Annotated in this window: 17 protein-coding genes; 11 read left to right on the forward strand and 6 right to left on the reverse strand. The window is 33.5% G+C overall.

Annotation, left to right across the window (positions count from 1 at the left end):
* Positions 1–66 precede the first annotated feature (66 nt).
* Both V5E38_RS00320 and V5E38_RS00325 read right to left on the reverse strand, forming a co-directional pair.
* Positions 67–291 (reverse strand): hypothetical protein, encoded by a 225-nt coding sequence (locus V5E38_RS00320; RefSeq protein WP_499211746.1) that lies wholly within the window; start codon positions 289–291, stop codon positions 67–69.
* Positions 292–584: 293 nt separating this feature from the next.
* Positions 585–1,472, reverse strand: a complete 888-nt coding sequence (locus tag V5E38_RS00325) for a LysR family transcriptional regulator (protein WP_499211747.1) — start codon at positions 1,470–1,472, stop codon at positions 585–587.
* A gap of 621 nt (positions 1,473–2,093) precedes the next feature.
* On the opposite strand from V5E38_RS00325, the gene V5E38_RS00330 reads away from it, so the two are divergent.
* The 5 genes from V5E38_RS00330 (at position 2,094) to V5E38_RS00350 (ending at position 14,403) form a co-directional block, all read left to right on the forward strand.
* Positions 2,094–3,332 carry a helix-turn-helix domain-containing protein gene (locus V5E38_RS00330; RefSeq protein WP_499211748.1) on the forward strand — a complete coding sequence of 413 codons (1,239 nt, stop codon included), beginning with the start codon at positions 2,094–2,096 and terminating at the stop codon, positions 3,330–3,332.
* 415 nt (positions 3,333–3,747) lie between these two features.
* Positions 3,748–7,911, forward strand: a complete 4,164-nt coding sequence (locus V5E38_RS00335) for a S8 family serine peptidase (RefSeq protein WP_499211749.1) — start codon at positions 3,748–3,750, stop codon at positions 7,909–7,911.
* A 225-nt stretch (positions 7,912–8,136) separates the two neighbouring features.
* Positions 8,137–12,321: a S8 family serine peptidase gene (locus V5E38_RS00340; protein ID WP_499211750.1), complete on the forward strand. Its 4,185-nt coding sequence runs from the start codon at positions 8,137–8,139 to the stop codon at positions 12,319–12,321.
* A 502-nt stretch (positions 12,322–12,823) separates the two neighbouring features.
* A complete protein-coding gene (locus V5E38_RS00345; protein WP_499211751.1) occupies positions 12,824–13,282 on the forward strand; it encodes an SRPBCC family protein in 459 nt (152 codons plus the stop codon).
* A 305-nt stretch (positions 13,283–13,587) separates the two neighbouring features.
* On the forward strand, positions 13,588–14,403 hold the full coding sequence (locus V5E38_RS00350) for a class I SAM-dependent methyltransferase (protein ID WP_499211752.1): 816 nt from the start codon (positions 13,588–13,590) through the stop codon (positions 14,401–14,403).
* Positions 14,404–14,468: 65 nt separating this feature from the next.
* Here V5E38_RS00350 and V5E38_RS00355 read toward each other — a convergent pair whose 3' ends face one another.
* From V5E38_RS00355 to V5E38_RS00365, 3 genes are all read right to left on the reverse strand, one after another.
* Positions 14,469–14,603, reverse strand: coding sequence for a hypothetical protein (locus tag V5E38_RS00355; protein ID WP_056467807.1), 135 nt, complete (start codon positions 14,601–14,603; stop codon positions 14,469–14,471).
* A 68-nt stretch (positions 14,604–14,671) separates the two neighbouring features.
* A complete protein-coding gene (locus tag V5E38_RS00360; RefSeq protein WP_499211753.1) occupies positions 14,672–15,337 on the reverse strand; it encodes a YczE/YyaS/YitT family protein in 666 nt (221 codons plus the stop codon).
* Positions 15,334–15,771, reverse strand: coding sequence for a GNAT family N-acetyltransferase (locus V5E38_RS00365; protein WP_097976879.1), 438 nt, complete (start codon positions 15,769–15,771; stop codon positions 15,334–15,336). Before V5E38_RS00365 ends, V5E38_RS00360 begins: the two co-directional genes overlap by 4 nt.
* A gap of 124 nt (positions 15,772–15,895) precedes the next feature.
* Here V5E38_RS00365 and V5E38_RS00370 point away from each other — a divergent pair, with 124 nt between their 5' ends.
* From V5E38_RS00370 to V5E38_RS00385, 4 genes are all read left to right on the forward strand, one after another.
* On the forward strand, positions 15,896–16,348 hold the full coding sequence (locus V5E38_RS00370; protein ID WP_097976817.1) for a MarR family winged helix-turn-helix transcriptional regulator: 453 nt from the start codon (positions 15,896–15,898) through the stop codon (positions 16,346–16,348).
* 26 nt (positions 16,349–16,374) lie between these two features.
* Positions 16,375–16,893, forward strand: a complete 519-nt coding sequence (paiA, locus tag V5E38_RS00375; protein ID WP_499211754.1) for a GNAT family N-acetyltransferase — start codon at positions 16,375–16,377, stop codon at positions 16,891–16,893.
* Positions 16,894–16,958: 65 nt separating this feature from the next.
* A complete protein-coding gene (locus V5E38_RS00380; protein WP_499211755.1) occupies positions 16,959–17,369 on the forward strand; it encodes a GNAT family N-acetyltransferase in 411 nt (136 codons plus the stop codon).
* 263 nt (positions 17,370–17,632) lie between these two features.
* Positions 17,633–17,863: a transposase gene (locus V5E38_RS00385; protein WP_499211756.1), complete on the forward strand. Its 231-nt coding sequence runs from the start codon at positions 17,633–17,635 to the stop codon at positions 17,861–17,863.
* Between the two features lie 62 nt (positions 17,864–17,925).
* Here V5E38_RS00385 and V5E38_RS00390 read toward each other — a convergent pair whose 3' ends face one another.
* Entirely contained in the window at positions 17,926–20,166 is a 2,241-nt protein-coding gene (locus tag V5E38_RS00390; protein WP_499211757.1) for an MMPL family transporter, read from the reverse strand.
* Positions 20,167–20,284: 118 nt separating this feature from the next.
* On the opposite strand from V5E38_RS00390, the gene V5E38_RS00395 reads away from it, so the two are divergent.
* Together V5E38_RS00395 and V5E38_RS00400 are read left to right on the forward strand one after the other, a co-directional pair.
* Positions 20,285–20,908 carry a TetR/AcrR family transcriptional regulator gene (locus V5E38_RS00395; protein WP_499211758.1) on the forward strand — a complete coding sequence of 208 codons (624 nt, stop codon included), beginning with the start codon at positions 20,285–20,287 and terminating at the stop codon, positions 20,906–20,908.
* 412 nt (positions 20,909–21,320) lie between these two features.
* Positions 21,321–21,860, forward strand: a complete 540-nt coding sequence (locus V5E38_RS00400) for a DUF2179 domain-containing protein (RefSeq protein ID WP_499211759.1) — start codon at positions 21,321–21,323, stop codon at positions 21,858–21,860.
* The last annotated feature ends 5 nt before the right edge of the window (positions 21,861–21,865 follow it).

Consider the following 21,865-nt stretch of genomic DNA (forward strand, 5'->3'; position numbering starts at 1 on the left):
GGTTTTAATAGTATTGTTTATATTCATAATATGTTATAGGAAAATTTAAAAATATGTTCAAAATTATTAATAAACTGGATGCTGGCTTTGACAAGGTGGAAATCCATTAATATCTTGAATCATATTGAAATCGTACTGTTTTAGAGCAAATTGTGATTGATACATATATTCAATAATAAGAACTTTTGAACCTGAAACACCACACAATACTCCTGATGTACCTTGCCCATTTGTTAAAGAAACTCCTACAGGTTGACCCACTAAATATCTTGTTTTTTGACTCCAAGGCATTCTGATCACTCCTTTCAAATAAGTATATTTGATTGGAAAAGGAATGGTGCCTTATCCAATGGGGGAAGGCAAATAATGTTTAGTTCAGATTTTTTCGGGAGAAGAACTTTTATTTAGAAAATTTTAAATTTATAGTTTTATTCAAAATTCAAATTAAATCAACTTTCAATATAATGTAAATATCAACAGAAAGAGGGGATATTTAAAATTAGGGGGTGTTAATTGCTGTTTTTTTACTGTAATATACCAAGACCAAATCTCTCAACGATTTGGTCTTTAGTTTAATTGTTAAATCACTCAATATTAGCTTGCATATACTTGATAAAGTTTTTCGAAATTTTCGTAAGAGGCTTGCTGATAAGATTGACAGACCAAAATTCATCACTTATAAAAGTTGGAGTTTTTAAAGGAATGGCCCTGATTTTTCCTGATAAAGTATCAGGGTGATTTTTAAATGTTAGATCACGCACCAGTGTAATCCCTAAATTATTTTTTACTGCATCTTTAATACTATCGGTATTATTTGTAACAAATAATACTTTCATATTGTCAAAAATTTTGCGACTGTGTTCAATCAAAGAATTACTGTTATATAGGACAAAATTTTCATGAATTAAGTCTTCTGGAGTAACTTCTTTTAGTTTATTTAGTGGAGATTTTTCGCCAACGAGTACGCAATATTTAGTTGTAGTCATCAGTTCGTATGTTACATCTTTGTTTTCATTTAGTCTTTTTTCACTTGAAAATAAAAAAGCAATATCAGGTTGATCAATTGGAATTAGGTCTAGAATCTGTGCAGGATCATATTCATAAACTTGCACATCAATCATTGGGAAAGCTTTTTTGAAGTTTAGGATTGAATCATTGATCATGTAAATTAATCCTGGAACCGTTGCAATTTTTAATTGAGTTTGTAAAACATTCTTTTGAATTGCAATCTTTTCCTCCAAAATTTCAAATTCATCTAAGACTTTTTGTGCCTGTTTAATGACTTCTTTTCCAGCTTCAGTAGGTACTGTTTTCATCTTTAAGCGGAAGAATAGTTTTAAATCCAATTTCTTTTCTAATTCTTTAAGAGCTTGACTTACAGCTGAAGGAGATATATGTAAGTTTTTAGCTGCTTTTGTAATCGATTCCTCTTTCGATATTTCTGCTATATATTTTAAATGCTCAATATTCATTTGTACCTCCTTTAAGCGGGATCGAAGTATGAATTATTATACTGTATGTTTTTAAATATATTAAATTATTAAATATTATTTTAGTACTGGAAATATTGACCATTGGCCGTGAAGGGGAATTTGTTATTTTGATATATTTTCTAATAAGTGTTTGATTAAGTATTCCTTAATAGTTATTAAACAAAAACGCGTTTTACAAGATAAATATAAGTATCTAAAATATAGTGTATACATTATAAGATAGAAATTTTTGAATAAGGGTATATGGTTTAAAAGTGAATGTTTTATAGCCAAATCAAAATTAGAGATGCGCTTAATTTATATTCTATAATAATATTTTTAGCCTTACTATTGGTATTCAAATTGTAGAGGAAAATAACTGTGTTCAATCCACATACTTAATTTCAATTTATAATTTGGGAACTGAATAAAGAGTCAGTCATTTTAAGGATAAACTACAAAATCATATCCCCGCATAGTTAGACAGCATCTTAGTACTTCAATATACTTCATTCCAGTTAACAATAATTAGATGCTGTAAGCCATGGATAAAGTGGTTTATGGCATTTTTGCTTTAAGTATAAAGAGATTAAAAATTCTTAATATTAGGTGGGGTGCAACATGAATGATTTTCTACTATATGAGTTTAACAAGCTGATGAAGAAAAATAAGTGGAATCTTAAAGAGCTAGCTAGAAAAGCAGATATCCATTATAGCGATATGAGTAGAATATTTAATAATAAAAAACCACTATCATTACATTATTTGGATGCAATAACAGAGGCTTTTCAACTACCTAAGGGATCCTTTTACAAAGGATATTTGAAATTATGTTTTAATGAGAGAAATTTATTAGATAAAAGGAGAAGTGATGCCTTTATCTATGAATGTGCTAAACATGGTTTTAATTCAGAACTATCATTTACCTTATCTGTAATGATTGAAGAAAAATCAAAAGCAATCCGTTCTAAATATTTTCAAAATTTATTCTATATTGCAGAACAACTTTTTACAGAAGGGAACGAGCAAGAAGCATTACCTTTATACGAACTAATTATTGAGCATATGCCCAATTCAGCAACTGAAGAAGTAGCAATTAGTTATTTCCGAAAATTTTATATGACTCGTCTAACGAGTGAAGGAAGTTTAGTTTTAGTTCGTATTATCGAGTATATTTCCTATATGCCTCCCAAATTTCAGGAACTAACAATTTTATGGATTACAGCTACTTACTATATGTTAAGAGATTGGGATGAAGTTTTACATTATGCTAAACGATTAGAAAGAATGGCTAAAATTAAAGACCATGTAGGACGTGCATTAATGTATCAAGCATTTGCGTTAACAAGATTGGGCGGTAAATTAGAGGATGTTTTAAATTTAATTGAAAAATATGAAAAAATTAATGCTTATTATGCGGATATTGCTGTTGGAAATCGATATGTAGCACACATAGATTTTGGTAATCTGCATGTTATTGATTCGTATTTTAATTGGCTTCGAGATCGTGAGGATTTTTATGTTGGAATTCCAAGAATCATTGAAAGCTATGTAAACTTAGGTAGATTAGATGATGCTGAAAACTTTATTGAAAAGTATGAAGAAAAAATAGTTGAAATGAGCAACTCTCCTGATCTATTTAAACAGCATCTTTATTTAGATTACTGTTATGCACTAGGATTGTTAAAATGTGAAGAAGATAAAATAAACGAAGGTCTGGATGAAATATTAAACGTGGCGTTAAAGGTCAAAAATTCGGAGATTCATGAGAGATTCCAAAAATGTTTATTAGCAATATGGCACTATCGAGATTTTTTGAGTGAAGAATTAGAAGAAAAATATATTCGTATTCTTAGTTGAATTGTTAGTTTCAAAAGGCTTCGGTAACTATCGGAGTCTTTTTATTTTTTTACAAAATCAAAATTGCATTAACATTAATATAATTAATATTTCATTATAACAGCAAAATTAAAATGTATAAAAGATATACTTTTTTGCATTAAACGACAGTTCTATAATCCGTTAATGACGAAAACTGCTTGTGAATTACAAATTGTAAGTTCTTTAACCACATGAAATGTAAGTATTTAAAAGGAAATATTTTCAAATTACAAACTACAAACTACATAAGGGGATATTAACCGTTTGTCGTTTTTTGTTGGAATTTATCAAAAGAAAAAATAAAATTGATTGTTTTTGTCAAAATGTCGAAACTGCAAACTGTCCGTATAATCTAAATAGAAAGAAAATAAAGATAAATGGGGGAGACAACAGGATGAAGCGTATAATCAAGGGTACAGCAATTTTGACATTAAGTACTGGCGTTTTATTAAATGCATTTCCAGTAACACAACATCAGCCAATTGTAAAGGCTGCGGCACAATCTTCAATCGAAGAAGTACTATCAAAGCTTACAACAGAACAACGTGAAGCTTTAAAAAAATTAGAGGTTACTAGTCAAGAAGGGTTACAGTTACCAAATTCAGTTGATTTAAACAGTACTAAAAATTTATCAGTCATCGTTGAATTGAATGAAAATCCAGCAAAAGTAGCTGTACTTGAAGAGGCTGCGAAAGGCAATAGTTTATCTCTTGATGATGCAAAACAAAAAGCGAATGAAGCGCAAGATACATTTAAAAATGACTTGCAAACGATCTTTAAAGATGATTTAAAACAAAATAAAAATCTTTATAAAATTAAACGAACTTATAAAAATACATTAAATGGTGTGGCGATTGACTTACCTGCGAATAAAGTTAAGTCATTATTAAATTCAAAAACTGTTAAAGCAGTATGGCCAAACAATGTGATTCAAGTAGAACCAGAAAAAGTAGCTCAAAGTGCAGTGGATTCAACACAGAAAATGGAAACAGAAGTATTCCCTGGTGTTAGTAAAGTACACGCAGAAGGCTTCACTGGAAAAGGAGTTAAAGTTGGAGTTATAGACACAGGGATTGATTATAATCACCCAGATTTAACAGATGCATATAAAGGATACCGTGCACAAGATGGTGTTAATCCTAAGACAATTGATCCAAACTCTGTAAAAGGTTGGGATTTTGTAGATAATGATGCAGATCCAATGGAAACAACTTATGCTGATTGGAAAAAATCAGGGTTAGCAGAAAAGGATCCTTTAACAGGTGCAACTTTCTACACAGAACACGGGACACATGTATCCGGAATTATTGCCGGTCGTGGTAAAAATAATACTGATTACGCCGTAACAGGTGTCGCGCCAGATGCTGATTTATACGTTTATCGTGTATTAGGAAGATTTGGATCTGGTACAACTGAAGCTGTTTTAGGCGGTGTTGACAAGGCTATATCTGATGGGATGGACGTTATCAATTTATCACTTGGATCGAACATTAATGATCCAGAAAATATTGAGAGTCTTGCGTTAAATAATGCAGTCCTTTCGGGTGTAACGGCTGTTGTATCAGCTGGTAACTCAGGTAGTGGTATGGATACTTTAGGATCACCTGGAGCGTCAGCATTGGCGATTACAGTTGGTGCAAATGATACGAAGACTGTGATTGAAACATCAAAAGGTACTCTACATGGAACAGAAGATGTAGCTGCTGATTTAAAATTATTTGGTAAAGGTTTTGCAGATGATGTAACAAGCTTAAAAGGTAAAAATTTACCAATCGTTTTAGTACCAAGTGTAGGTGCAGATTCTGATTATAAAAATATTGATGTGAATGGAAAGATTGCATTAGTAAATAGAGGATCAGTGGCACTGAATGATAAAATTACAATTGCTCAAAAACATGGCGCGGCTGCAGTTATCATGATTGATAATGTACCTGGTGAAGGGTTTGTTCCATCGTACCTAGGTAAAGGTTATGGATTTATTCCTGCATTTTCTATGTCATATGAACAAGGGGCAGCATTAGTAGCAAAACTTGGTACAAGTAATCCAACATTCTCATTTGATGAAATAGGACAAGTAACGGATCAAGGTAGTAAGTTAGCGGCATTTAGTTCGCGTGGACCATCTCGTATTAATTATGATATTAAACCTGAAGTAACAGCACCAGGTGTTGCCGTATTCTCAACTGTACCTTCTTATATGCATGGTGCGAATCAAATTGGAAAATATGACTACGCTTATGAGAATTTATCAGGTACATCAATGGCATCACCGAACGTAGCGGGAGTTGCAGCATTATTAAAACAAGCAAATCCTAACTTAACACCTGCCGAAATTAAAGAAACATTAATGAATACTGCCGATCCACTAAATGGAGACTATAGCGTATTTGAATCTGGTGCAGGACAAGTTGATCCTTATGAAGCAATCCATTCAAAAACAAGAATTGAAGTAGTGGATGAAACAAAGGGAACATACGATAAAAAAGGCAATTTAACAACGGCAAAAGATTTAACAGGTGCACTTTCATTTGGTTCACATGCTCCAGAAGGAAAAAATATTAGCGATCAACGCACGCTGAACATCTATAACAATAGCAATCTAGCAAAAACATATGATGTGACTGTTTCCTTCCAAGCAGACCGTCGTGGTTCATTAGATGCTGACGACAATGGCGTAATGGTAGTGACAGATAAGTCAATTAAAGTTGGCGCAAATTCGAAAAAGAAATCAACTGTCGCAATTACAGTACCAAAATCAGCAAAATTAGGTATTTACGAAGGATTTGTGACCTATACAAATCATGCTAATCCAGACGAAACATTCCAAGTGCCATTTGGGATTAAAACGGTGGAAGATGGAATAAACCAAGTAACGATGAGTCCACAAGCATTTACGCAAGTATTTGATGCAGCTTATCCGGGTCAACTAGTTTATACAAACGCGCAATTTAGTCTGAAATCAAACTTAAGTACTATTGATGTTATCCTAGAAGATGGGAAAACAGGAGAAGAATTGGGCTATGTAGGTACTTTAAATGGCCTGTTAATGAAGGAAAATGTTGCTTTATCAGCGAGAGTATTTAATGGATATTATTATAAGCCGACAGGTGATTCTGAGCACCCATTTGCGTATGATTCTGATTTAGCAAAACCAGGTTATTATAAGATCAAGTTAGTTGGTAAAAATGACGCTGGAAAAACATTTACTCAAGAAGCACCGTTCTACTTTGATAATTCGGCACCAAAAATGACAATTAACAGTCCGGATCTTGTTGAGTACAAAAATGGTCAAACAAGTGTGACAATAACTGGTTCAGTTTACGATAAAGAAACGGAAGAAATGCAAAAACTTGGCATGAACTTTAATCAAGGTAGTACAAAAGTATATTATCAAGATTATTTAGGTGGAAGAGCAGTAGCTGTACCTGTAAATCCAGATGGTACATTTACAGCAACAATTCCAACAGTTTCAACAAGACCGATGGAACTTGTTGTCTATGCAATGGATGCGGCATCAAACAAAACATTTAAAGAAGGTAGAGAGATTTTTGTTACGCGCGATGACGTAACGTATGGCTATATGAACCCTGAAAAACGTACGGCAAAAATGGGCGAAACAGCGAATGCTACTTTAAAGTTAAATAATGCAAATGGGGTAAAACAAGTAGTCTATAAATTCCAATATAATAAATCTGTTGCAACTATGAATGTAAAAGCAAATCCAAGTGTAGCTGATAAAGTGGATATAAAAGTAGAAGATGCAATATTGGGTGGAACTACTTATGGGGGCACAGTAACTGTCACAACAAAAGATGGAGTTGCTCCATTATCAGGAGATTTAAATCTTGCAGATATCGAATTTAAAATGAGTAATAATTATTCTGCGTCTGCTGCTCTTTTCCCTACAAATTTATATAGTGTTACAGTAATGAATAGTAGCGGGACTACAACAACTGTTCCATCTGGAAATCCATCTATTACTTATATGGAACCAACTACTTCTTTACTTGATGGAGCTCTGTTGGCAGAATCATTCTTAGCTCCAGATGGAGGTTTACTTGGTATTTTTGATTATTCTAAACTGGGTGCAAAAGTTAAAGCGACAGCTGGTAACGGTAAAGTGTACGAAGGGGTTATTTCTTCCACAGGTAGTTATAAAGTACCGAATTTACCATTAAATGATGATAAGTATGAACTTGAAGTAAATATTCCTGGATATTTTACAGAACACAAAGATTTTACAATCGGATTCCATGGTGAAAATGGAAAAGTGACGAATCAACATTTAAACTTGAAATTAAATACTGCGATTGCTGGAGATGTAAATAAAGATGATGTCATCGACGTTATGGATGCACTTTACTTACAAACTTACTGGGGAACAAATAAACGTAATGCAGATATTAACTTTGATGGTGTAGTTGATGCAAAAGATATGGCATTTGTAGAGGAAAACTACTTAATGCAAAACCCTACAATTAACTATGCACCGACACCTAAAGAGAAATATAAATCACAAACGTTAGAAAGTGTTAAGAGTGCATTAGGCGTTAATTAAAAGAAAGAATTTAAATTAAGTTTTAGGCTTAAAGGGCTCCGGGATAAACCGGAGTCTTTTCAATTTTATTGGAAGCAAAGTTTAAGTTCAGTATTAATAGATTAACCAAAATTATTTGTCGAATTATTTTAGTAAATTGATAAAAAATGTCAAAATCTAAAAAGCGTAAACTTTCCCTATAATCAAAATAGTAAGATTATTCTATTGATAGGGGGATAAAAGAAGTTGAATCGTTTAATCAAAGGTACAGCAATTTTGACACTAAGTACTGGTGTGTTACTGAACGCTTTTCCAGTAACACATCATCAGCCAATAGTAAAAGCTGCGACACAATCATCAATTGAAGAAGTGCTAGCAAAGCTTACACCTGAGCAACGTCAAGCATTAAAGAAATTAGAGGTTACTAGTCAAGAAGGATTACAATTACCTTCTTCAGTAGATTTACAGAGTTCGAAAAATCTATCTGTAATTGTTGAGTTTAAAGAACAGCCAGCGAAAGTAGCTGTTTTAGAAGAAGCCGCGGATGGTAATAGTTTATCTCTTGATGATGCAAAGCAAAAGGCAGACGATGCGCAAGAAACATTTAAAACTGATTTACAAACAATTTTTAAAGATGATTTAAAAGAAAATAAGAATCTTTATAAAATACAACGTACGTACAAAAATACATTAAATGGTGTAGCGATCGACTTACCAGCAAATAAAGTTAAGTCATTACTAGAATCTAAGGCTGTTAAAGCTGTTTGGCCAAATAATGTGATTCAAATTGAGCCAGAAAAAGCAACTGAAAATGCACAAGGTTCGACAACGAAAACAGAAACGGAAGTATTCCCTGGCGTAAGTAAATTACATGCAGAAGGATTTACTGGAAAAGGTGTTAAAGTAGGGGTCATTGATACAGGGATTGATTATAATCACCCGGATTTAACGGATGCGTATAAAGGCTATCGTGCGCAATCTGGTGTTGATCCAAAGACAATCAGTCCAAGTTCTGTAAAAGGTTGGGATTTTGTCGACAATGATGCAGATCCAATGGAAACAACGTATGATGATTGGAAGAAATCAGGATTAGCAGAAAAGGATTCACTTACAGGCGAAACTTACTACACGGAGCATGGAACTCATGTATCAGGCATCATCGCAGGCCGTGGTAAAAATAATACTGATTACGCTGTAACGGGTGTTGCACCAGATGCGGATTTATACGTTTATCGTGTATTAGGAAGATTTGGTTCAGGTACAACAGAAAATGTATTAGGTGGTATTGATAAGGCGATATCTGACGGAATGGATGTTATTAATCTATCACTTGGTGCTAGCGTAAATGATCCAGAAAATGTTGAAAGTCTTGCATTAAACAACGCGGTCCTTTCTGGTGTAACGGCAGTTGTAGCGGCCGGTAATGCTGGTAATGGTATGTATACAGTAGGTGCACCAGGAGCTGCGGCATTACCGATTACAGTTGGTGCGAATGATACAAAAACAATCATTGCTACATCGAAAGGTACATTACATGGAACGACTGACGTAAGTGCAGATTTAAAATTATTAGGAAAAGGCTTAAACGACAATGTCGATAATTTAAAAGGAAAAAATTTACCGATCGTTTTAGTACCGAATTACGGTGCTGATACTGATTATAAAAATATCGATGTGACTGGTAAAATCGTACTTGTGAAACGCGGCTTAAATGCGTTGATTGATAAAATCACGATTGCCCAAAAACATGGTGCAGCAGCCGTTCTTATGGCAGACAATATAGCGGGTGAAGGGTTTATTCCAGCTTACTTAGGTGCAGGCTATGGAATGATTCCTACTTTCTCAATGTCATATGAGCAAGGCAATGACCTGATTGCTAAACTTGGTACAGGTACGCCAACTTTCTCATTTGATGAATTGGGACAAATAACGAATCCAGGAAATACATTAGCTTCATTCAGTTCACGTGGACCAGCTCGTATCACATATGATATTAAACCTGAAGTGACGGCTCCGGGTGTAGCAGTATTTTCAACTGTACCTTCTTACATGCACGGTGCAAATCAAATTGGTAAATATCAGTATGCTTATGACAATTTATCTGGAACATCGATGGCAACCCCAAATGTTGCAGGTGTCGCGGCCTTATTAAAACAAGCTAATCCAAACATAACACCAGCTGAAATTAAAGAAACGTTAATGAATACAGCCGATCCATTAAATGGGGATTATAGTGTATTTGAATCGGGTGCTGGACAAGTCGATCCTTATGAAGCAATTCATTCACAAACGAGAATTGAAGTAGTAGATGAAACGAAAGGTGCAGTAGACAAAAAAGGCAACCTTAAAACAGTTAAAAACTTAACAGGTGCACTTGCATTTGGTGTATTTGCACCAGCTGGACAAAATATTAGTGATCAGCGTTCAGTTAATATCTATAACAATAGTAATCAAGCAAAAACATATGATGTAAAGGTATCTTACCAAACTGGACGTCGTGGCTCATTAAATGCTGACGATAATGGTGTAATGGTAGTAACAGACAAGTCTATTAAAGTTAGCGCAAATGCGAAAAAGAAATCAACTGTCGCAATCACCGTACCAAAATCAGCAAAATTAGGCATTTACGAAGGATTTGTAACGTACACAAATCATGATAATTCGGCTGAAACATACCAAGTACCTTTCGCGATTAAAACAGTAGAGGAAGGAATCAATCCAATTTCGTTTACGCCACAAGCAATTACGCAAGTATTTGATTATGCGATTCCAGGCCAATTAGTGTATACAAGTGCGATTATGAGTCTTAAATCACACATGCGTACATTTGATGCGATACTTGAAGATGGCAATACGGGTAAAGAAATAGGCTTTCTCGGAACGATGAGTGGGATAGGAATGGATGAAAATATAAAATATACAGTAAATCATATTTTTAATGGTCAATATTACAAGGCTACGGGTAATGATGATCAACCATTCGAGTACAATTCGGATATGGCGAAACCAGGATACTATAAGATCAAAATAATAGGTACAAATGATGCAGGAAAAACATTCTCACAAGAAGCACCAATTTATTTTGATAATACAGCCCCTAAATTAACAGTAAACGCACCAGATATCGTTGAATATAAGAATGGTCAATCTAGCGTCACATTCACTGGTTCGGTTTATGATAAAGAAACAGAAGAAATGCAAAAACTTGGTATGAACTTTAACCAAGGAAGTACAAAAGTTTATTATAGAGATTATTTAGGTGGACGAGATGTAGCAGTACCAGTAAATCCTGATGGTACGTTCTCAGTAACTGTTCCAACAGTTGCAACAAGAGCAATGGAACTTAATTTCTATGGGGTTGATGCGGCAACAAATAAAACATTTGTCGGTGCTAGAAATGTCTTTGTCACACGTGATGACGTAACTTATGGGTATTTAAATCCTCAAGATCGTTCAGCAAAAATGGGTCAAACAACCCATGCGACTTTTATGTTAAACAAAGCAAAAGATGTTAAACAAGTTGTCTATAAATTTTATCATTATTCAAATGTTGCAAAAATGAATATTACGCTAGATCAAAGTGTAGCAGATAAGGTAGATATGACTGTGATTGATAATCCGGTTTCTCCAGGTTCGGCTAATTACTTGGCTACGGTTACAATCAAAACAAAAGATGGGGTTGCTCCACTTTCTGGTGATTTAAAACTTGCGGAAGCAGAGTTTAAGATGAGTAATGACTACACTGCATATCCTGTCATGTACGAAGGTGTACAAGGATTATTCAGCACTACTGTAACAGATAATAATAATTCAACAGTTGCTGTACAGAGTAGTAATCCAGTCATAGCATTCATGGACCCAACTTATTCTTTACTTCGTGGTCCAAAAGCTGCAGAAGCGTTCTTGGCTCCAAATGGTCAACCAATAGGGTCAACTTCTCTTGATTATTCTAAATTGGGCATAAAAATAACGGCAACAGGTTCAGATGGTACTGTGTATGAAGCACCAAACAGTAAAGATTCTACGTTCAATGTACCGAATTTACCATTTACGGATGAAGAGTTTGAGCTTAAAGTTGATATTCCTGGACATTTTACAGTACACAAAGACTTTACAATCGGATTCCATGAAGATGGGAAAGTTACACATCAAAACCTTTATCTATATGGACTACAACCAACATACGCAGGGGACGTAAATAAAGATGATGTCATCGACGTAATGGACGCAGTTTACTTACAAACTTACTGGGGAACGAATAAACGTGATGCAGATATTAACTTTGACGGTGTAGTTGATGCAAAAGATATGGCATTTGTAGAGAAAAACTACTTAATGCAAAATCCAACAATTAACTATGCTCCATCACCAGTAAAGAAATATAAAGGACAAACTTTAGAAAGTGTTGAGAGTGCGTTAGGAATAAAGTAATAGAAGAAAGACTATTTGGCTCCGGTAAAATACCGGAGTCTTTTATATTTTATAATTTTAATTGAACAAATAAATTGGAAATGATGATTGTTGACGAAATTAGAATCATGTCAATTTAACATATAATAAAGATAAGAAATTTAATTGGATACTATTTTAAGGGAGATTAATATGATTGCTGTTTTACCTGGTTTATTTTAAATTTTTGTTACTGCAATTACTGTTTACTTTATTATCAGATTTACGAATACTAAGTATGAAAAGATGATCACAATGTTGGGGACATCTGTTTTAGCTATTATGACAATTGTCTTTATTGCTGAGACTGTCTTTTATTGTAAAATCTAATAAAACTAACGAATAAGTCAATATCATTAAGAAGTATATATATAAAAGTGGTAAATCGAAGTCGATCTATAAAGGGATTATCCGTTTATATGTTGAATAACTCTATACTGATTACGGATAAACTTAATTTTATTGAATAATAGGAGGGAAGGATATGGACCAAAACAATGCAACTCATGTAGGTGAAAACGAGATTGTCATCACTCGCATTTTTGATGCTCCACGTGAACTTGTGTTTGAAGCTTGGACGAATGAGGAGCACTTATCAAAGTGGTGGGGACCTAATGGATTTACGTCGACTTTTCAAAAGTTTGAGATGAAACCCGGGGGTACTTGGGAGTTTATCATGCATGGCTCTGATGGAGTTGATTTTCCTAACACTAACATTATTGTCGAAGTCGTTCAACTGGAGAGAATCGTCTTCAAACATGATGTATTTCCACATTTTCTAGCGACTGCAATCTTTGAGGAGCTGGATGGTAGGACTAAACTTACATATAGTTCACGATTTGAAGAAGAAGCTACTGTATTTGATAAGGTAAAAACATATGCTGTTCCGGGGGCTGAACAGACAATGGAACGACTTGGGGAACATCTGGTAAGTATGTCTTAATATTACCTGTGAACGATTGATCGTTTTGATATTTACTTTGTTAGAAAATTGCCTAAATGAAGAATGAAAAGAGATAGGAGGCGACCATAAGCTGTCGCTTTTTTTGTGTAATCATTAATTCCATAAACAATAATAGTATCTCTAATATGTGTTTAATAAACAGATGGCTTCAATAGAGAGTTATTCTGTTTTTAATAAATATTTACAGATCGCATAGCAAGGCCATCTCCAACTACAAGTATCAAAATTGAAAAAGGTATTTTAGATTATTTAACGAACCCAATAATAAACTCTTTAAAGATTGGGTGGGATTAATAATAAAACAAAATGAATTTTATAGTAGTGAACAAATTAAAAATAGTGTAATCGAGCAACTTCGGAACGCCGGTTGCGTTTTTGCAGAAGAAGAGGCTCAGCTTCTCATTTCTGAAGCTGATACTTTTGAAGAACTTTTAACAATGGTAAATCTTCGAGTAACTGGTTCACCAATAGAATACATTCTAGGTTGGGCGGAGTTTTATGGCAATAGGATTGCAGTAGGCCCAGGGGTCTTCGTTCCTCGCCGTCGGACAGAGTTTCTTGCTCAAAAGGCGATTGACTTATCTGTACCTGGTGTCAAAGTTGTTGATCTTTGTTGTGGTTCTGGTGCAGTAGGTGTAGCGATTTACAATGCAGTAGGGTTGGTTTCGTTGTATGCGGTCGATATTAATCCTACTGCAGTCCAGTGTGCCAAGTGCAATATTTCTAAACTAGGTGGTCTTGTATATGAAGGTGATCTTTATAATCCATTACCACCTCAATTACATGGGAATGTTGATATTATAGTCGCAAACGCACCATATGTTCCTACTGAGGCAATAAAGTCTCTCCCTCAAGAGGCACGTCTTTATGAGCCAAAAGTTGCACTTGATGGTGGTAAGGATGGAAATGATATTCATCGAAAAGTTGCAGAAAATGCGTCTTTTTGGTTAGCTTCGGGCGGGCATTTATTAATAGAGACGAGCAAAGTTCAAGCTCATCAAACAGTTGAAATTTTTACTCAATGTGGACTAATAGCCGGGTTAGCACACGATAATGATTTGGACGCCACAGTCGTAATTGGTACAAAACCGCCATTATAGAATTAATTAAAAACAACCAGTGTAGCCTCGTTATGGGTTACTCTGGTTGTTTTTAGTAGCAAAGTTTATTTTTTGTTCGACTTTTTTGCTAAATTCTGTAGTTCACTTTGAGGCTCAGTTGAAAATTCAACGTCTTTTCCGTATCCTTGTGGATTAACACTTGGAGCCTTTTGTCCTCTTCCAGATGATTTTTTACTCATGTGCTTCACCTCCAAAGTTAGTGTTTCCGAAGAGTGTAGATTTATGAGTAAAAGTAATCTAGTACATTCTATATAGAAAGATTTTTCTCTTTTTCAAAGTTAGAAGATGTACTATGGTGTGATAGTACGCGGTCTAAAAATTTTTTTGTAAGTGGCATAAAGAAATTAAGTATTAACCCACCAAAACAAACGGTTAGCATCGTCCCAATGCCAATTGGTCCATTTGAAATGAAGGCAGCTATTAAGAAAATGAGATAAATGACTGTTTTCGAAAAAAAGATAGTTGTTCTTGTTAATTCCTGTAGGATTAATGTTAATCGGTCCACTGGAATAGGTGCAAAGTTTGTGTGTAAATAGGTTGCAGTTCCGAGTCCTGAAATAACTAATCCGAAACTATAACATGCTGTTTTGCTATACCAAATTTCAGGTGTTACTAAATTGTGTAATAAATAAAGCCACATATCAATACCGATACCTGTAATAAAGGCAGTTACTAATCCTAAAAATTCTGGTCTTTGTCTTTTTAAAAAAGAATTTATACATATTAGAAGTAAAGCAATGATGATTTCCCAACTTCCGACAGTCAACCCCACATTTTTGGATAACCCTACTAAAAGTGCATCAAAAGGTGAAGTTCCAAGGTTAGATTGTATGTTGATTGAAATACCTAAGGTTAATATTAAAATTCCTAATACGTAATAGACATGTTTCGCTTTAATTAATCGCTTTATCATTTAGTTATTTCTTTTAGCATTAGAATATGAGGGATCCCGTCTTCTATAAAGACATCAGAGGAAGTGTGATAACCAAGTTTTTTATAAAAACCTTCTGCATGTGTTTGGCCATGCAATTTTACTTTCGAAGCTCCTTGTTCTTCCGCGATTTCTTCTAAAGCTTTAATAATGTTTTTGCCAAGACCAAATTTTCGGAAAGACTCAAGGATACAGATTCTTTCCAATTTACCTACTCCATCAACAAACCTAATTCTTCCTGTTCCGACTGGTTGTTCATTGTAATGAACTAATATGTGTTGGCAATCTCCATTCAATTTGTCGTATTGATCAAATTCATCTTCTAGAGGTACACCTTGTTCTTTCACAAATATATCTTTCCTTATTGCAAATGCTATTTTTAGCTCTTCTTCATTCATTATTTTTTTTGTATTCATCACTTTTATCAGTCCCTTTTAATTAAATTTTTTTGTTTTATTGCAAATGCAACAAAAATAAGTTAAATTCAATATATATCATTTTTATTGCATTTACAACAAAATTAATACTAAGGAGTTATTTATGAAGGAGATTCTTCGTGAAATTGGAATGATCGCAAGGGCTCTAGATTCGATCAGTAATATTGAATTTAAAGAGCATGACCTTACCAAAGGGCAGTATTTATATCTAGTGCGAATAGCTGAAAATCCAGGAATCATTCAAGAAAAATTAGCTGAGATGATAAAAGTAGATCGAACAACAGCAGCGCGTGCTATAAAAAAACTTGAAATGAATGGATTTATTGAAAAGAAAGAGGATAAAGAGAACAAAAAAATAAAAAAACTCTTTGCAACAGAAAAAGGGGAAAATGTTTATCCATTTATAAAAAGAGAAAACGATTATTCTAATATCGTTGCACTAGAGGGACTGTCCGAAATAGAAGTTGAAACCATTTTTACTCTACTTCAAAAGGTAAGAAAAAATGTAGAAAAAGACTGGGAATTTGTAAAAAAGGGAAACAAGAGAAATTATTGATTAGATAAGAGGAGAGATAGATTAATATGACGATCAATATAACAAAGTGTAGTTCTAAGGATTCACACACACTTCAACAAATCGGTTATGAAACGTTTAATGAGACATTTAAGGATCAAAATACGCTAGAAAATATGAATGCTTATTTAGAAAGAGCGTTTAATTTAAATCAAATAGAAGAAGAATTGTTAAATCAGTCTTCGCAATTCTTTTTCATTCATTTTAATCAAACCATTACTGGCTATTTGAAGGTCAATAGAGACGATGCCCAATCCGAAGAAATGGGTTCAGAATCACTTGAAATCGAGAGGATTTATATAAAGAAGGAGTTTCAAAAACATGGGCTTGGTAAAATTCTGTTTAATAAAGCCATAGAAATTGCGGAGGAACTTAATAAAAAGAAAATCTGGCTAGGCGTATGGGAAAAAAACGAAAATGCGATCGCATTTTATAAAAAAATGGGATTTGTTCACAATGGGTCACACTCATTTTATATGGGTGATGAAGAACAAATAGACTTGATCATGACTAAAACACTTGGGTAAAATTGTCCACATTAAAATAATCTCTCAACTACAGATTAGTGGTAAAGAACACAAAGGAGAGAACGATGGAAACGACGATAAGACAAGTAAAAAAGGAAGATGTATGGAAAATAAGGCATAAAGTTATGTGGGCAGATCAGCCTTTTTATTATATCAAATTGAAAGATGATGCATTAGGGGTTCATTATGGCCTTTTTGAAGGATTTACTTTAATTTCAGTTATTTCTATTTTTATAACGAACGGAGAATGTCAGTTCCGTAAATTTGCAACTCTTCAACAAGAACAAGGTAGAGGGTATGGGAGTAAGTTGTTAAATTATGTAATAAAGGAAGTTCAGAATAATAGCGTGAAGAAAATTTGGTGTAATGCTAGAAAGAATAAAGTGAGTTTTTATAAAAAATTTGGTTTGATAGTAACCAATACCAGTTTTATAAAGGATGGGAAAGATTACGTCATTATGGAGAAATATTTGTAGTAGATAAGTATAAAGGTTGACAATGATACTGATTACGGTTATCTAAAAAAGCTTGACTAGTTACCAAGCTTTTTTGGTATTTTTTTGGTTAATTTTAGGTGGAGAATGAAATGAGCGGTCAATTTGGATAGTTAATCTAAATTGGTAAAGAATAAAATTAACAATATTCAATAATAAAATGGAGTAAGCACTTGAAAACTTTAATATTTTGTTCAATTATTTTTTTTCCTATTATTATGAATGGATTAGCCAGATTTAATCGAATGTTTAACACAATCTTTAATTTGATCGCAATCATATCTTATGTAGTATTTGGTGGAATTTCAGCAATATCAATTTATGAAATTATAAAACATGATGTTGTTTTTATGACCAATATCCATGCTGTATTTCTTAATATTTATTTTTTAATTGCTGGCTCTTACTTAGGTATATATGGCTTATATCAACTGATTAATTTGATGATGAAACAGCTTAATCAAACTAATCAGTAAAGTACAAAAACACCACAACGCATCATTTTCTCTAAAGCATGCATTGTGGTGCTTTTTTATCGTTATTTTTCTATTTGCATTTCTAGTTTTGAATCATACTCTTTTTTCGAAAGTTCACCTGGCCAATATGCAAATCTACCTAATACGGTAGTAATTGCTGGAACTAAAAGTGGACGAACTATGAATGTATCAATTAATACTCCAATACAAGTAACAATTCCAAATTGAACTAATACTTGAATAGGTAGTGTTGCTAATACTAGGAATGTACCGGCCAAGATTAATCCAGCAGATGAAATAACAGCCCCGGTTTTTGCGACGCCATTAGAAACTGCTTCGCGATGAGTTTGTTTCTTTTTATTTTTCCATATTTCCGAAACCATGAATATATTGTAATCTTCACCTAATGCTACTAAAAATACAAAGGAATATAATGGAATCGAACCTTGTATCGCGCTAGCCCCAAATCCGTAGTGAAGAATTAGCCAGCCAGCACCTAATGCTGAAAGATAAGATAATATGACGGTTAGAATTAAGTAAATCATCGCTGTAAAGGAACGTAAATAAGTTAACAGTAATAATGCAATTAATCCAATCATTACCGGAATGATCACGGATTCATCCTGCTCAGTTATATTTTTTGTATCTAAATTTGTTGCTGTTTCTCCACCAATCCAGTAATGCTTATTTACTTGTTGTATATCATATTCGTTCAATAGTTTCTTAATTTTCTTTTCTAGTTGAGGGATTCTCTCTAATCCTTTAATAGAATATGGATTATCGACTAAAGAAATTTCATATAATTGTAATTTTTTATTCTCTTTACCTGTAATAGGATCAGATACATCTTTTACGAATGAAAGTGATTCTAATTCTTTTTTTACAGGGATATTTTTATTTTCTGTATCGATTATTACTTTAACAGGTGCTAATAAACCTGATGAATAATGGTCAGATATTAAATCAAAACCTTCTCTTGAAGGCATATCTTTAGGAAATGATTGAAGTAAATCGTACGTGTATTGTACTCGAGGTACAAATAGAGCTAGCCCTCCTAAAAGCATGATCGAGACTAGAATAATTGTCCAAGGTTTTTGAGTAACTACTTTTCCTATTTTTTGATTAAATGTTACTTTGATTTTTGATTTCTTAATTGATTTGCCTTTTTTCTTAGCTCTTAATGCTTCCATTTCCTCTGTTCTTGGGATAAAAGGAAAAAATGAAACTCTACCAAAAATAGAAAGTAGGGCAGGTAGGATTGTAATTGCAGCAATACCCATAATAAGGACTGCCAAACTAAATGGTACTGCGAAACGATGGAAAGCACCATATTGAGCTAATAAGAGAGTACCTAATCCAATAACGACTGTTAAAGCACTCATTGAGATGGCTCCACTAGATTCTCGGATTGCGAGTTGAAGTGCTTTATATTTGTTTTCTTCCAAAAGTAAATATTCACGATATCTAGATATTAAAAATAAACAATAATCAGTTCCTGCACCAAATAATAAAACTGTCATAATCGAAACGGCTTGGGAATCTACCGTTATAATACCTTTATCACCTAAAAAGCCTAATAATGGATTTACAATTCCATATGAGAAACCAACGACTATTAACGGGACAATTGCCATAATTGGTGAACGATATAGAAGGATTAAGAAAACTAATACAAGTGATACTGTTGACAATAAAAGTTTAACATCGGCTTGTGAAAATAAACTTACAGCGTCTGTTTGAATACCAACCGGGCCAGAAAAGCGGACTTTTAGACCTGATTCTGTTAATTTTCGTTTTACCGGGTCTTCACCAGAATTGTTTTTAATTAGCTTTTCTATTTTGTTGATGTTTTTTTGTAGTACTTTATCATCTGCTTTTTTATCAAAAAGAACGGCTGTAATGATTGTAGTACCATCCTCTGAAGAACTTCGTTTAATTGCCTGGATAGGCATTAAATCATATGACGGAGATGTTAATTGATTTTTTAATGGATTATTTCTAAGTTCTTTATAAACAGTTTGAATGACTTTGTAATCGTCCTCATTTAGTCCGTCTTTACGGTTCCAAACAATTAATAAAGGATTTCCAGAATCAGTTGGAAATTCTTTTTTTATCAGCTGATCCGCTTTTTGAGACATGGATTGCTTAGGTAAGTTATCTGCAGTATTGTTTTCTACCTCGTTTACAGATGGAAAAGAAAATGATAATACAACCGTTAATAAAACCCACACCAACAATGTTATCCATCTTGTACGTTTACTACTTACAAATTTGCCCCAAGAATGAAAGGGGTGCTGTTTCATATGGAATTCACCTCACGTAAAATTTATTAACTTAATTATATATACTGGTCAGTTAATTAATCAAGAACTTTTGTTATGCTATAATGAAGGGGAAATAAAAGGTTAGGAGAGAAGCACATTGGAACAAATTAAACGTCCTCTTGGAAGACCACCACAGGACTCAAAAAAAAAGCCTACAAAAACAACAATCGTTGAAAATGCAATCCAATTGTTTCTTCAAAACGGATATCAATTAGTTTCAATGGATGACGTAGCTAAGAAGTGTGGTGTAACCAAAGCAACGGTTTATTATTATTATCCAACAAAAGCAGATCTCTTTACGGATGCAATGGTTCAAATGATGCTTCGAATAAGTGATCGAATTGCTGAGATTTTATCTACAGATAAATCGTTAAAAGAAAATCTCAACGAAATGGTAAAAGTCCATTTAAGAGCAACTTTTGAAATTGATTTAAAAGCTTTTACGAAAGAAGCGAAAGTCTCTTTATCAGATGAGCAATTACAACAGATGAATAAAGCGGAAGAAATGATGTATAATGTGATCGAAAAAGCAATGGCAACGGCAATAGAGAATGGAGAAATACCTAAAGGTAATCCAACATTCTATACCCAATTGTTCTTAGCAATTTTATCGGTTGGAAATTATAAGGATACAGATCAAAATTCAATTTTCTCTACAATAGATGAAATGGCTGAACAGATTATAGACTTCTTTTGGAATGGAATAATGGGCAATAAATAAAAGAAGATTTACTTTTTGAGTAGATCTTCTTTTTTGCGTGTGAATAAAAATTAAAACATCAGAAAAGGCTCATGAGTAAGTAAACAAGTAAGAAGTTGAAAAGAGCAAACTCATAACAGTTTCATGAGTAAATGAATTAGTAAGAAAAATGTTGGTTTATTTTAACAGTAATCTTTTAATGTTTTGAAAGAAAAGCAGGAATTTAAATGAACAAGTTGAATTAAGTACTAAACTGGTAAATTATACAAAAAAAATCACACTGTGTACTCATCAATTTACCTATATTATTATAGTAATTTTCTACTAGGCTTTCACTTTGATTCCTTAACAAAAAGTTTAAAAGCAAGGCTTAGGATGAAACAAATAAATACCTAAATCTGCTGTCCAAAATTTAAACTTTGAGGTGTCTACATTGAAAGATATTTTACTTATTTTATTATTGCAATTGATTTATGTACCTATTTTAACATTAAGAACTATTTTTTTAGTTAAAGGGCTGAGTATGGCTGCTGCGTTTTTCGGCTTTGTGGAAGCAATTATTTACGTATTTGGATTATCGCTTGTTTTTTCCGGAGACCAAAGTACTGTATCAATGGTTGTTTATGCGGTCGGATTTGGGATAGGCATTCTAATTGGCAGTTACGTAGAAAACCGCTTAGCAATCGGTTACACGGCATTAGTAGTTAATTTAACGAACAAAAATAAATTACTTATTAACCGACTTCGTGAGGAAGGATTCGGCGTAACAGTATTTCAAGGAGAAGGAAGAGATAGCGAGCGTTATCATTTGGATATATTAACAAAACGTAATAGAGAACCTGAACTAATGGGTCTTATTGAGCAGTATGAACCAAGTGCCTTTATTATTTCATATGAAGCGAGAAGGTTTAAAGGTGGATTTTTATTAAACGCAATGAAAAAAGCAAAACATAAGAAACCGAACGTATTATAGACACT

The organism is Rossellomorea sp. GAMAL-10_SWC (genome assembly GCF_049568075.1).
GTDB lineage: Bacteria > Bacillota > Bacilli > Bacillales > Bacillaceae_G > Gottfriedia.

What these genes read in the sequence shown, in the direction of transcription:
- V5E38_RS00360 (WP_499211753.1), bottom strand. Translation starts at nt 15,337, where the DNA reads ATGATAAAGCGATTAATTAAAGCGAAACATGTCTATTACGTATTAGGA.
- V5E38_RS00365 (WP_097976879.1), bottom strand. Translation starts at nt 15,771, where the DNA reads ATGAATACAAAAAAAATAATGAATGAAGAAGAGCTAAAAATAGCATTT.
- V5E38_RS00385 (WP_499211756.1), top strand. Translation starts at nt 17,633, where the DNA reads ATGTTTAACACAATCTTTAATTTGATCGCAATCATATCTTATGTAGTA.
- V5E38_RS00320 (WP_499211746.1), bottom strand. Translation starts at nt 291, where the DNA reads ATGCCTTGGAGTCAAAAAACAAGATATTTAGTGGGTCAACCTGTAGGA.
- V5E38_RS00355 (WP_056467807.1), bottom strand. Translation starts at nt 14,603, where the DNA reads ATGAGTAAAAAATCATCTGGAAGAGGACAAAAGGCTCCAAGTGTTAAT.
- V5E38_RS00335 (WP_499211749.1), top strand. Translation starts at nt 3,748, where the DNA reads ATGAAGCGTATAATCAAGGGTACAGCAATTTTGACATTAAGTACTGGC.
- V5E38_RS00380 (WP_499211755.1), top strand. Translation starts at nt 16,959, where the DNA reads ATGGAAACGACGATAAGACAAGTAAAAAAGGAAGATGTATGGAAAATA.
- paiA (WP_499211754.1), top strand. Translation starts at nt 16,375, where the DNA reads ATGACGATCAATATAACAAAGTGTAGTTCTAAGGATTCACACACACTT.
- V5E38_RS00390 (WP_499211757.1), bottom strand. Translation starts at nt 20,166, where the DNA reads ATGAAACAGCACCCCTTTCATTCTTGGGGCAAATTTGTAAGTAGTAAA.
- V5E38_RS00345 (WP_499211751.1), top strand. Translation starts at nt 12,824, where the DNA reads ATGGACCAAAACAATGCAACTCATGTAGGTGAAAACGAGATTGTCATC.
- V5E38_RS00330 (WP_499211748.1), top strand. Translation starts at nt 2,094, where the DNA reads ATGAATGATTTTCTACTATATGAGTTTAACAAGCTGATGAAGAAAAAT.
- V5E38_RS00325 (WP_499211747.1), bottom strand. Translation starts at nt 1,472, where the DNA reads ATGAATATTGAGCATTTAAAATATATAGCAGAAATATCGAAAGAGGAA.
- V5E38_RS00370 (WP_097976817.1), top strand. Translation starts at nt 15,896, where the DNA reads ATGAAGGAGATTCTTCGTGAAATTGGAATGATCGCAAGGGCTCTAGAT.